The organism is Streptacidiphilus albus JL83, assembly GCF_000744705.1.
GTDB lineage: Bacteria > Actinomycetota > Actinomycetes > Streptomycetales > Streptomycetaceae > Streptacidiphilus > Streptacidiphilus albus.
Window position 1 is genome coordinate 7,172,374 of sequence record NZ_JQML01000001.1, and the last position, 13,867, is coordinate 7,186,240.

A 13,867-nucleotide genomic window follows, 5' to 3' on the forward strand; every position below is an offset into this window, starting at 1 on the left:
GAAAAAGGCCAGGCCCGCGTTCCGGCCGATGCCCAGGCAGAGGGAGTTCTGATGATTCCGGTTTCTTATGCGCAGCAGCGGCTGTGGTTCCTGGGCGAGCTGGACGGCCCGAGTGCCGTCTACAACATCCCGCTGGCGCTGCGGTTGACCGGTGTCCTGGACTCGGAGGCCCTGGCCGCAGCACTGCAGGACGTGGTGGACCGGCACGAGGTGCTGCGTACGGTCTTCCCCGCAGTGGAGGGCATGCCGCACCAGCACATCCTGGAGCCGGACGCGGTCGGTCCGCTGCTGACGGTCGTCGAGGCCGGCGGGCTCGACCCGGCGGAGGTGGCTTCGGCGGTGGCCGAGGCGTCGGGCCACGTCTTCGACCTGGCCGCCGAAGTCCCTTTGCGAGCCTGGCTGTTCCGCACGGCCGCCGAGGAGCACGTGCTGTTGCTGGTGGTCCATCACATCGCGGGCGACGGTTGGTCGATGGGGCCGCTGGCCCGTGACGTGTCGGCGGCGTACGCGGCCCGGCTGGAGGGGCGTGCCCCCAGTTGGGTGCCGCTGCCGGGGCAGTACGCCGACTATGCGCTGTGGCAGGCGGAGCTGTTGGGCGAGGAGGACGACCCGGAGAGCCTCCTGTCCGAGCAGTTGGCCTACTGGCGGACCACGCTGGCTGATCTGCCGGAGGAGTTGGCCCTGCCGGGCGCCCGGCCTCGTCCGGCGGTGGCCAGCCATCGCGGCGGGACGGTCGAATTCGCGATCCCGGCCGAGCTGCACGCGCGGTTGGCCGGCTTGGCGCGGGCCGAGGGCGTGACGCTGTTCATGGTGCTGCAGGCAGCGCTGGCGGTACTGCTGTCACGTCTCGGCGCGGGCACGGACATTCCCATCGGCACGCCGGTTGCCGGGCGGGTCGACGAGGCGTTGGACGACCTGGTCGGGTTCTTCGTCAACAGCCTGGTCCTGCGGGCCGACCTGTCCGGCTCCCCGACCTTCACCCAGCTGCTGCAGCGGGTGCGCAAGGCGGGGCTCGGGGCCCTGGCCCACCAGGACGTGCCCTTCGAGCGCCTGGTGGAGACGCTGGCACCGACGCGTTCGATGTCCCGCCACCCACTCTTCCAGGTCATCCTGTCGCTCCAGAACAACGCCCAGGTCCAGCTGGACCTGCCTGGCCTCCGGGCGGTCCCGCTCGCTGCGGGGCAGGCCCCGGCCAAGTTCGACCTGGCCGTCACGCTGGCCGAGAGCTTCGGCGCGGACGGGTCGCCGGCCGGCCTGGGCGGAAGTCTGACCTTTGCCCTGGACCTGTTCGACGCGGCGGATGTGGAGTTGCTCGCGGAGCGGTTTGTGCGGGTGTTGGAGGGTGTGGTTGCTGATCCGGTCGGGTTGGTGGATCGGGTGGATGTTTTGGGTGTGGTGGAGCGTGAGGTGCTGCTGTGTGGTTGGAATGACACGGTGGTGGGGTTGCCTGCGTTGGGGTTGGCGGAGTTGTTTGCGGTGCAGGTGGGGCGGGTGCCTGATGCGGTGGCGGTGGTGTGTGGGGATGTTGAGCTGAGTTTTGCGGAGTTGGATGCGCGGGTGGGGTGTTGGCGCGGCGGTTGGTGGGGCTGGGGGTGGGTCCTGAGGTTGGTGTGGCGGTGTTGGTTGGGCGTTCTGTCGAGTTGGTGGTGGCGCTGCTGGCGGTGGTGCGGGCGGGGGGTTTCTATGTGCCGTTGGATGTGCGGTATCCGGTGGCGCATCGTGCGTTGATTGTGGCGGAGACGGGTGCGGGGGTGGTGTTGACGGATGGTGTGCTGCGGTCGCAGGCGGAGGGTTTGGGTCTGTCGGTCGTGGTGGTGGGCGAGGGTGAGGGCGAGGATTCCGGTGGGGAGGGGGATGGTGCTGGGTTGCCGTTGGTGGTGTCTGGTGCGGGTGTGGAGCGGTTGGCGTATGTGATGTATACGTCGGGGTCGACGGGGCGGCCCAAGGGTGTGGCGGTGTCGCAGCGTGATGTGGTTGCGTTGGCGTTGGATCGTCGGTTTGCGGGTGGGGCGATGGATCGGGTGCTGGTCCACTCGCCGCACTCCTTCGACGCCTCCACCTTCGAGCTGTGGGTACCACTGCTGACGGGGCGTCAGGCCATTGTCGCGCCCGCCGAGGAGCTCACCGCCGACGGCCTGGCGCAGCTTGTCTCGGCCCACGGAGTGACCGGGCTGTGGCTCACGGCCGGGCTGTTCGGATTCTTCGCGGAGGAGGATCCCGCCTGCTTCGCCGGTGTGCGGGAGGTGTGGACCGGCGGCGATGTCGTGTCGCCGGCCATGGTGGCACGGGTGCTGGACGCCTGCCCGGGAACAAACGTCGTCAATGGCTACGGACCGACGGAGACCACCACCTTTGCGCTCACCCACACTGCGACCGCCCTTGCCCAGGGCGATGTCGGTCGTGGTGTGCTGCCGATCGGTCGTCCGTTGGACAACACGTTGGTGTATGTGCTGGATGCCGGGTTGGGGCCGGTGCCGGTGGGTGGTGTGGGTGAGTTGTATGTGGCTGGTGCGGGTGTGGCTCGGGGGTATTTGGGTCGGCCGGGGTTGTCGGCGGAGCGTTTTGTGGCGGATCCGTTCGGTGGGGCGGGGTCGCGGATGTACCGGACCGGGGATCTGGTGCGTTGGAATGCGGATGGTGAGGTGGAGTTCGTCGGTCGGGCCGACGACCAGGTGAAGCTGCGCGGTTTCCGGATCGAACTGGGCGAGGTGGAGGCCGCACTCACGACCGACCCGGCAGTAGCGCGCGCGGTGGCCCTGGTGCGGGAGGACGCGCCGGGTGACAAGCGCCTGGTCGGGTACCTGGTCGCAGTCGACGCCGGCTCCCTGGACACGGCCGCGCTGCTGCGACGGCTGGCGGATGCGCTGCCGGAGTACCTGGTGCCGTCCGCCCTGGTGGTGCTGGACGCGCTACCGCTGACGGCCAACGGCAAGGTGGACCGCCGGGCGCTGCCGGTCCCGGAGCTGCGCGGGAGCGGCGAGGAGTTCCGGGAGCCGTCCTCCGTCCGGGAGGAACTGCTCTGCGAGGTCTTCGCGCAGGTGCTGGGCGTGGCGCGGGTGGGGGTGGACGACAACTTCTTTGCTCTGGGCGGGCATTCGCTGCTGGCGACACGGCTGGTGAGTCGGGTACGTGCGGTACTGGGCGTCGAGCTGTCGATCCGCACCCTGTTCGAGGCCCCCACGGTCGCGGCCCTGGCCGTCCGGCTGGACGTCGGCGACCGCGTACGTCGGCCGCTGCTTGCGACGCCGCATCCGGCGGCGGCCGCCGTGCCCGTGTCATTCGCGCAGCAGCGACTCTGGTTCCTCGGCGAGTTGGAAGGTCCGAGCGCCGCCTACAACATTCCCATGGTGCTGCGATTGGGCGGTCGTCTGGATGTCGCGGCGCTGGGCGCAGCGCTGATGGATGTGGTGGGTCGGCACGAGGTGCTGCGGACGGTGTTCGCTGCGGTCGACGGGCAGCCGCACCAGCTGGTTCGGGACGTGGAGTCGGTCGGTTCCCTGATGACGGTGGTGGACCTGGAGGGCGCGCGGCCCGAGGTCCTGGCGGAGGCAGTGGCCGAGGCGGCGGGGTACGTCTTCGATCTGGGCGTCGAGGCGCCGCTGCGGGCGCAGCTGTTCCGTGTCGATCCGGAACAGCATGTGCTGGTGCTGGTGGTGCATCACATTGCGGGTGATGGTTGGTCGTTGGGTCCGTTGGCGCGGGATGTGTCGGTTGCGTATGCGGCGCGTGCGGCGGGTGTGGTGCCGGGGTGGTCGTCGTTGCCGGTGCAGTACGGGGATTATGCGTTGTGGCAGCGTGGGTTGTTGGGTGATGCGGCTGATCCGGGGAGTGTTCTGTCGGAGCAGTTGGGGTACTGGCGTGGGGTGTTGGCGGGTGTGCCGGAGGAGTTGGTGCTTCCGGTGGATCGGTTGCGTCCGGCGGTGGCAAGTCATCGGGGTGGGACGGTCGGCTTCTCGGTGCCGGTTGAGTTGCACGAGCGGTTGGTCGGCTTGGCTCGTGCTGAGGGTGTGACGGTGTTCATGGTGTTGCAGGCCGCGTTGGCGGTGCTGCTGTCGCGTCTGGGTGCGGGGACGGACATCCCGATCGGTTCGCCGGTGGCGGGTCGTACGGACGAGGCGTTGGACGACCTGGTGGGGTTCTTCGTCAATACCTTGGTGCTGCGGACGGATGTGTCGGGTTCTCCGTCGTTCGTGGAGTTGCTGGGTCGGGTGCGGGAGGTGGGTCTGGGTGCGTTCGCGCATCAGGATGTGCCGTTCGAGCGTCTGGTGGAGGACCTGGCGCCGGCGCGTTCCATGTCCCGCCACCCGCTGTTCCAGGTGATGTTGACCCTGCAGAACAATGCCCGGGCGGTGCTGGACCTGCCGGGCCTCGATGTGGACGCGTTGCCCTCGGGTGACCTGGCGGCGCGGTTCGACCTGGCGTTCACGCTGAGTGAGGATTTCGGCGCTGGCGGCATGCCGGCTGGGCTGCGTGGGACATTGACGTTTGCCCGGGATCTGTTCGATGTGGGTTCGGTGGAGCTGTTGGTTGAGCGGTTCGTGCGGGTGCTGGGTGTAGTGGTGGGTGCGCCGGAGCGGTCGGTGGATCGGGTCGAGGTGCTGGGTGCGGCTGAGCGGTCGCGGATCGTCGGTGAGTGGAACGACACGGCGCATGAGGTGCCGTCCGGGGCGTTGCCGGAGTTGTTCGAGGCGCAGGTGGTGCGGACGCCGGATGCGGTGGCGGTGGTTGATGTTGTGGGGGCGTTGTCGTACGGGGAGTTGAATGCGCGGGCGAATCGGTTGGCGCGGTTGTTGGTGGGTCGGGGGGTGGGTCCGGAGTCGTTGGTCGGGGTGCTGATGGGGCGCTCGGTCGATCTGGTGGTGGCGTTGCTGGCGGTGTTGAAGGCCGGTGGTGCGTATGTGCCGATCGACCCGGACTACCCGGCCGACCGCATCGCCTACATGCTCGACGACGCCCAGCCTGCGGTGGTGCTGACCACGGTTGACTGCGCTGGGATCCTTGCAGGCCTGCCAGGGGTGCAGGCGCTGTCGGTCGACGACCCCGGGGTGGTGGATTCCCTGGCGGAGTTGGGTGCGGGCGACCTCACCGATGTGGAGCGGCACGGGCCGTTGGACGCTCGTCATCCGGCGTATGTGATTTATACGTCGGGGTCGACGGGGCGGCCGAAGGGTGTGGTGGTGGCGCATGGGGGGTTGGTGAACTATGTGGCGCGGTGTGTGGTGGTGTATCCGGAGTTGGGTGGGAGCACGTTGTTGCATGCGTCGATTTCGTTCGATGCGGGTGTGACGGGGTTGTACGGGGCGTTGGTGTGTGGTGGTCGGGTGTTTGTGGGGGCGGTGGATGAGGGGTTGCCGGGGTTGTTGGGTGGGGAGCGGTTGTCGTTCCTGAAGGCGACGCCGAGTCATCTGTCGTTCATGGGTGGGTTGGCGGGGGAGTGTGCGCCGGTCGGTCGGATGATGGTGGGTGGTGAGGCGTTGGGTGCGGTGCAGGCGGGGCAGTGGCGTGCGGCGCATCCGGGGGTGGAGGTGGTGAACCATTACGGGCCGACCGAGGTGACGGTGGGTTGTACGGATTTCGTGGTGGGTGGGGTGGCGGAGTTCGGTGGTGGTTCGGTGCCGATCGGTCGGCCGATGTGGAATACGCGGGCGTATGTGCTGGATGCCGGGTTGGGGCCGGTGCCGGTGGGTGTTGCGGGGGAGTTGTACTTCGCGGGGGCGCAGTTGGCGCGGGGGTATCTGGGTCGTCCGGGCCTGAGCGCTGAGCGGTTCGTGGCGGATCCGTTCGACGTGTCGGGGGCGCGGATGTACCGGACGGGTGATGTGGCGCGGTGGCGGGCGGACGGGAACCTGGAGTACCTGGGTCGGGCGGACGACCAGGTGAAGCTGCGTGGCTACCGGATCGAGCTGGGTGAGGTCGAGGCGGCGCTGGCGGGCTGCGCGGGTGTGGCACACGCGGTGGTGGTCCTGCGTGAGGACGTGCCGGGTGACCCGCGCCTGGTCGGCTACGCCGTCGCACAGGCCGGCACCGATCTGGACCCGGTGGAGTTGCGTGTGGCTGTCGGTGGCTCGTTGCCGGAGTACATGGTGCCGTCGGTGATCGTGGTCCTGGATGCGTTGCCGTTGACGGTGAACGGGAAGTTGGACCGTCGGGCGTTGCCGGTTCCGGTGGTGGACGCGGGGGGTGTGTATCGGGGTCCGTCGTCGGTGCGGGAGGAGGTGTTGTGCGAGGTTTTCGCGGAGGTGTTGGGTGTTGCCCGGGTGGGGGTGGATGACGATTTCTTCGCCCTGGGCGGGCATTCGCTGCTGGCGGTGTCGTTGGTGGAGCGGTTGCGGGTTCGTGGGGTGGGGGTGAGTGTGCGGGCGTTGTTCTCCTCGCCGACGGTGGCGGGGTTGGCGGCGGCGTCGGTGTCGGCGGGTGTGGTGGTCCCGGCCAACGGCATTCCGGCCGGTGCGGCTGCGATAGTGCCGCAGATGCTGCCGCTGGTGGACCTGACCGTCGAGGAGCTGGCGGGGATCACGGCCGCCTTCCCCGGTGGCGCGGCCAATATCGCGGACGTCTATCCGTTGGCGCCGTTGCAGGAGGGGATCTTCTTCCATCATCTGATGGCGGAGGGTGGTGATGGTCAGGACGTGTATGTGCTGCCGACGGTGCTGACCTTCGACGGTCGGGCGCGGTTGGATGCGTTCCTGGGTGCGTTGCAGTTGGTGGTGGATCGGCACGACATTCTGCGGACGGGTGTGTTCTGGCACGGGTTGCGTGAGCCGGTCCAGGTCGTCGCCCGCCGGGCCACCCTCCCCGTCGAAGAGATCGACCTGGATACCTTCCTCGGTGGTGTCCCGGAGGCTGGGTCCGAGGGCGATCGCCCGCCTCTCGATGCGGTGGCGCGGCTGCTGGCTGCACCGCGCTCGTCGATGGACCTGACCCGTGCGCCCCTGCTGCGGGCGCGGATCGCGGCGGAGCCGGGGTCCGAGCGGTGGCTGCTCCTGCTGCAGCGGCACCACCTCGTCAGTGATCACACGGCGTTGGACGTGCTGATGGCGGAGATTCGAGCGATCCTGGTCGGCCGCGCGGCTGAGCTGCCGACGCCGCTGCCGTTCCGTGACTTCGTTGCCCAGGCCCGGCTCGGCGTCTCGCGTGAGGAGCACGAGCGCTACTTCGCCGGCCTGCTCGGCGACGTCGACGAGCCGACGGCTCCGTTCGGACTGCTGGATGTGCGTGGGGACGGTTCCCGGGTGGCCGAGGCGCGGCGGCCGTTGGACGCGGAGCTTGCGGCGCGGCTGCGCGAGCAGGCCCGACGGCTGGGGGTGAGCCCGGCGACGCTGTTCCACGTGGCCTGGGCGCGCGTGGTGGCCGCCACGTCCAACCGCGACGACGTCGTCTTCGGGACGATTCTGTTCGGGCGGATGAATGCGGGTAGCGGTGCGGACCGGGTGCCGGGGCTGTTCATCAACACTCTGCCGGTTCGGGTGCCGACGGCCGGGGTGGGTGTGGAGGACGCGGTGCGTGCCATGCGCGCGCAGCTGGCCGAGCTGCTGGTGCACGAGCACGCCCCGCTCGCCCTGGCCCAGCGCGCCAGCGGCATCGGCGGCACCGCCCCGCTCTTCACCACCCTGCTCAACTACCGCCATCACCAGCTGTCTCCGGGCACCGACACTGCGGCTGAGGCCACACTGCCCGGTATCGAGGCCAGGCACGGTCGGGACCGCACCAACTACCCGCTGAACATGTCGGTCGACGACAACGGCACCGGATTCACCCTGACCGTGCAGGTGGTCGACCCGGTCGCCCCTGAGCTGGTCTGCGACCTCGCCGCCACCGCCCTTGCGGGGCTGGTCGGCGCGTTGGAGGCAGCTTCACCCACGCCGCTCGACCGGATCGGCGTGCTGACGGACGACCAGCGCCGGATGATCCTGACCGACTGGAACGACACGGCGGCCGAGATCCCTGCGGCCACACTGCCGGAGCTCTTCGAGGCCCAGGTCGTGCGGACGCCGGACGCGGTCGCCCTCGTACTGGAGGACGACGAGTTCACCTACGCCGAGCTGAATGCGCGCGCCAACCGGCTGGCGCGGCTGCTGGTGCAGCGCGGCGTGGGGCCGGAGTCGCTGGTCGCGGTGGCCATGGAGCGCTCGGCCGAGATGGTGGTCGCGCTGTTGGCCGTGCTCAAGGCCGGCGGCGCCTACGTCCCCGTCGACCCCGACTACCCGGCCGATCGGATTGCCGTCGTGCTGGCGGATGCCCGGCCCTCGCTGCTGCTGGCGACGGTCGAGTGCGCCGCCGCTGCGGGGGAGTTCACCGGGGAGCGGCTGCTGGTCGACGGTGCGGAGGCCGCCGGCCTCCTCGCCGCACTCGGGACGTCCGACCTGGCGGCCGCCGACCGGCAGTCGGCGCTGACCTCGCTCAATCCGGCGTATGTGCTGTTCACATCCGGCTCGACGGGCCGTCCCAAGGGCGTCGCGGTTCCGCACGCCGGAGTGGTCAACCTGCTGCGGCGGCTCCAGCACGACCACCGACTGAGTGCGTCGGACCGGGTACTGCAGAAGACGCCGTTCGGCTTCGACGTGTCGGTCTGGGAGTTCTTCTGGCCGCTGCTGGAGGGCGCGACGCTGGTGCTCGCGCGCCCGGGCGGGCACCGCGACCCGGCCTACCTGGCCGAGGTGATCCAGCGTCAGCGGATCACCGTCACCCACTTCATCCCCTCCATGCTCCAGGCCTTCCTCCGCGAGCCTGCCGCAGCCTCCTGCGGTGGTCTGCGCGTGGTGTTCAGCGGCGGTGAGGCGCTCACCGCCGAGCTCCGCGACGCTGTCGGCCGGGTGCTCGACGTGCCGCTGTACAACCAGTACGGGCCGACCGAGGCGTCGGTCGACGTGACGTCCTGGTCGTGCGCGGAGAGGAGCGACGGTGCGACCGTGCCGATCGGGCGACCGGTGTGGAACACCAGCGTGTATGTGCTGGACGCTGGACTCCGTCCGGTGCCGGTCGGCGTTGCGGGCGAACTGTACCTGGCCGGCGCGCAGTTGGCGCGTGGCTACCACGGCCGTCCCGGCCTGACCGCCGAGCGGTTCGTGGCGGATCCGTTCGGCCGGGTCGGGACGCGGATGTACCGCACCGGCGATCTGGCGCGGTGGCGGGCGGACGGGAACCTGGAGTACGTCGGCCGGGTCGATGAGCAGGTGAAGCTGCGGGGCTACCGGATCGAGCTGGGCGAGGTCGAGGCGGCGCTGGCGGGCTGCGCGGGTGTCGCGCATGCGGTGGTCGTGGTGCGTGAGGACGTGCCGGGTGACCGGCGGCTGGTCGGCTACGCCGTCGCGCAGGCCGGCACCGATCTGGATCCGATGGAGCTGCGGTCGGTCGTGGCGGGTGTGTTGCCGGAGTACATGGTGCCGTCGGCTGTGGTGGTGTTGGATGCGTTGCCGTTGACGGTGAACGGGAAGTTGGACCGTCGGGCGTTGCCGGTTCCGGCGATGGTGCTGTCGGACGGCGTGTTCCGGGGTCCGTCGTCGGTGCGGGAGGAGGTGTTGTGCGAGGTTTTCGCGGAGGTGCTGGGCGTTGCCCGGGTGGGGGTGGATGACGACTTCTTCGCCCTGGGTGGGCATTCGCTGCTGGCGGTGTCGTTGGTGGAGCGGTTGCGGGTTCGTGGGGTGGGGGTGAGTGTGCGGGCGTTGTTCTCCTCGCCGACGGTTGCGGGGTTGGCGGCGGCGTCGGTGTCGGCGGGTGTGGTGGTCCCGGCCAACGGCATCCCGGCCGGTGCGACTGCGATAGTGCCGCAGATGCTGCCGCTGGTGGACCTCACGGATGACGAGCTGGCCGGGATCACGGCGGCCTTCCCCGGTGGTGCGGCCAATGTCGCGGACGTCTACCCCTTGGCGCCGTTGCAGGAGGGGATCTTCTTCCACCATCTGATGGCAGCCGGAGACGGCGGTGAGGACATCTACGATCTGCCGACCGTCCTCGTCTTCGACGGCCGGGCGCGGTTGGATGCGTTCCTGGGTGCGTTGCAGTTGGTGGTGGACCGGCACGACATTCTGCGGACGGGTGTGTTCTGGCACGGGTTGCGGGAGCCGGTCCAGGTCGTCGCCCGCCGGGCCACCCTCCCCGTCGAAGAGATCGACCTGGCAGCGGCATCGGCAGTGGCCGTCGGGCAGGACCAACAGAACCATGACGCGGTGGCGCGGCTGCTGGCTGCACCGCGACCGTCGATGGACCTGACCCGTGCGCCCCTGCTGCGGGCGCGGATCGCGGCGGAGCCGGGGTCCGAGCGGTGGCTGCTCCTGCTGCAGCACCACCACCTCGTCAGCGACCACACGGCGCTGGACGTGCTGATGGCGGAGATTCGGGAGATCCTGGCCGGGCGCGCGGCTGAGCTGCCGACGCCGCTGCCGTTCCGTGACTTCGTTGCTCAGTCGCGGCTCGGCGTCTCGCGTGAGGAGCACGAGCGCTACTTCGCCGGCCTGCTCGGCGACGTCGACGAGCCGACCGCCCCGTTCGGGCTGCTGGATGTGCGCGGGGACGGCTCCCAACTGGCCGAGGCGCGGCGTCCGCTGGACGCGGAGCTTGCGGCCCGGCTGCGCGAGCAGGCCCGGAGGGTCGGGGTGAGCCCGGCGACGGTGCTCCATGTCGCCTGGGCCCGGGCGGTCGCGGCGACCTCGCACCGCGAGGACGTGGTCTTCGGCACCGTGCTCTTCGGGCGGATGAATGCGGGCAGCGGTGCGGACCGGGTGCCGGGGCTGTTCATCAACACTCTGCCGGTGCGGGTGCCGACCGCCGGGGTGGGCGTGGAGGACGCGGTGCGGGCCATGCGCGCGCAGCTGGCCGAGCTGCTGGTGCACGAGCACGCCCCGCTCGCCCTGGCCCAGCGCGCCAGCGGCATCGGCGGCACCGCCCCGCTCTTCACCGCCCTGCTCAACTACCGCCACAACAGCCGGGCCGAGGAAGCCGCCGGTGCGCCCGCGACCGGCGGCCGTTCCTCCGGGATCGAGGTACGGCACAGCCGGGAACGCACCAACTACCCGCTGACGATGTCGGTCGACGACAACGGCACCGGCTTCGTCCTCAGCGTCCAGGCGGCCGCGCCGATCGACCCGAAGTCGGTCGTGGAGGTGACCCGCACGGTGCTGGAGGGAGTGGTCTCCGCGCTGGAGTCGGCTCCGCACACACCCCTCGACCGGGTCGACGTCCTCGACCGGGACGAGCGCGAGCGGCTGACGCTTGCGTGGAACGACACCGCGACGGAGCTTCCCGCCGCCGGGCTGACGGAGCTGTTCCGGGCCCGGGCGGCACGGACTCCCGACGCGGTGGCCGTCGTCTCCGACGGCGTTGAATGGACCTTCGCCGAGCTGGACGACCGGGCCGAGCGACTCGCCCGCCACCTGTTGGAGCTGGGCGTGGGCGCGGGTGCGGAGCGCGGCGTGGCCGTACTGATGCAGCGCTCCGCCGACCTGGTCGTCGGCCTGCTGGCGGTGGTCCGGGCCGGGGGCTACTACGTCCCGCTGGACTCCCGTTACCCGGATGCTCATCGCGCGCTGATTGTCGCGGAGACCCGCGCCGACGTGGTCCTCACCGACGCCGTGCACTACGAGCAGGCGCTCGGCCTGGGCCCGGCGGTCACGGTCGTGGTCGTGGACAAGGCCGTCGCCGAGGCGCCGCCCCTGGCAGCGAACCCGGCAGACGCGGATGCGGACACTCGCGCCGACGCCGGGCGGCTTGCGTACGTGATGTACACCTCGGGCTCGACCGGGCGGCCGAAGGGCGTCGCGGTCACCCAGCGGGATGTCGCGGCACTGGCCCAGGACCGGCGCTTCGCGGGGGAGGGGCTGCGACGGGTGCTGCTGCACTCGCCGCACTCCTTCGACGCCTCCACCTTCGAGCTGTGGGTGCCGCTGCTGACCGGCGGCCGGGTGGTGGTCGCGCCCGAGGGCGAGCTGACAGCGGCCTCCCTGGAACGGACGCTGGCGGACGGCGGGGTGACCGGACTGTGGCTGACGGCGGGTCTCTTCGCCCTCGTCGCCGAGGAGTCGCCGTCCTGTTTCGCCGGCGTGCGCGAGGTCTGGACCGGCGGTGACGTGGTGTCACCGACGGCTGTCGAGCGGGTGCGTGCCGCCTGCCCGGGCATCCGGGTGGTCAACGGCTACGGCCCCACCGAGACCACCACCTTCGCGACCACCCACACCGTCGCGCCGGCGGCGGTGTCGGCGGAGCCGACCGGGTCCGCGCCGCGCGCGCTGCCGATCGGGCGTCCGCTGGACAACACCCGGGCCTACGTCCTGGACGCGGCGCTGCGCCCGGTGCCGGTGGGCTGCGCGGGTGAGCTGTACCTCGCCGGATCCGGCCTGGCCCGGGGCTACCTGGACCGCCCCGGGGCGACCGCCGAGCGCTTCGTGGCGGATCCCTTCGGCCCGGCCGGGGAACGGATGTACCGCACCGGCGACCTGGCCCGTTGGTCCGGTGACGGCGAGCTGGACTACCTCGGCCGGGCCGACGACCAGGTGAAGCTGCGCGGCTTCCGGATCGAACCGGGCGAGGTCGGGGCCGCGCTCACCGCGCTGCCCGGCGTCGCCCACGGCCTCGCCGTCGTCCGTGAGGACGTCCCCGGCCACAAGCGCCTGGTCGGCTACGTCGTGCCCACCGACGCGGCCCGCGCGGACGGTTCGCTCGACCCGGCGGCGGTGCGGGCCGGACTGGCCGCCGTGCTCCCGGAGTATCTGGTCCCGGCCGCCGTCGTGGTGCTGGAGGCGCTGCCGCTGACGGTCAACGGCAAGCCGGACCGCCGGGCGCTGCCCGCGCCCGACCTGCCCGCGCCCTCGGACCGGACGCCGCGCACACCGCAGGAGGAGGTGCTGGCCGCGCTGTTCGCCGAGGTCCTCGGACTGGAGCGGGTCGGCATCGACGACGACTTCTTCGACCTCGGCGGCCACTCCCTGCTGGCCACCCGGCTGCTCAGCCGGCTGCGCACGGTCCTGGGCGTGGAGGCGGCGCTGCGGGACCTGTTCGAGGCGCCCACGGTGGCGGGTCTGGCGGAACGGCTCCGCGACGGGGCCGGACTCGGTGACAAGTTCGCCGAGTTGATGCCACTGCGGCTGGAGGGCGACCGCGCACCGGTGTTCTGCGTGCACGCCGGGTACGGGGTCGGCCTGGGCTACAGCCGGCTGCTGCCGCACCTGCCGGGCCACCCGCTGTACGCGCTGCAGGCCCGAAGCCTGACCCGGACCGACCGGCTGCCCACGAGCGTGGAGGAGATGGCCGCCGACTACGTGGCCCTGATCCGCACGGTCCAGCCCTCGGGCCCGTACCACCTGCTGGGGCACTCCTTCGGCGGTCTGGTCGTGCATGCCATGGCCGGCCGGCTGCAGGGGCTCGGCGAGGAGGTCGCCGTGCTGGCGGTGCTGGACACCTACCCCTTCGCCGCCTATGCGGCGCCGGTGGTGGAACGCGACGAACAGGAGACCCTCGGCGTCTTCCTGGAGCTGTTCCAGGCTCCGCGCCCGAGCCCGGAGGGAGTGCCGCTCACCCGGGAGCAGGTCGTCCAGACCCTGGTCGACAGCTCCTTCTCCTCCTTCTCGGCCGAGGACCTCGCCGCGATGGGCGACGCCTGGGAGCGCCACATCCGGATGATGCGGGCCTTCACCCCGGGGCTGTACCGGGGTGACGTGCAGTTCTTCACCGCGACCCGGAAGCGCGCCGACGACGCCCCGACCGCTGCGGCCTGGAGCGGGCACGTCGACGGCCGGATCGTCGACCGGCACCTCGACGCGACGCACCACGGCCTGATGGACGCGGCGCCGATGGCCGAGATCGGCCGGGTCATCGCGGAGGAGGCCCGCCGGATGCGCGGTTAGCCGGTACCGAGCGTCCGCTCACAGCTCCCGCC

Annotated in this window: 2 protein-coding genes; both read left to right on the plus strand. The window is 70.9% G+C overall.

Translation table 11 applies throughout. The features are described 5' to 3' along the window. Nucleotides 1–51 precede the first annotated feature (51 nt). Nucleotides 52–1,728 carry a condensation domain-containing protein gene (locus BS75_RS45010; protein ID WP_052069847.1) on the plus strand — a complete coding sequence of 559 codons (1,677 nt, stop codon included), beginning with the start codon at nucleotides 52–54 and terminating at the stop codon, nucleotides 1,726–1,728. After that, the gene (locus BS75_RS43560) at nucleotides 1,617–13,835 is read left to right on the plus strand and encodes a non-ribosomal peptide synthetase (protein WP_269330724.1); all 12,219 of its coding nucleotides are present in this window, start codon (nucleotides 1,617–1,619) and stop codon (nucleotides 13,833–13,835) included. The genes BS75_RS45010 and BS75_RS43560 overlap by 112 nt, the downstream gene beginning before the upstream one ends. Nucleotides 13,836–13,867: the final 32 nt, after the last annotated feature.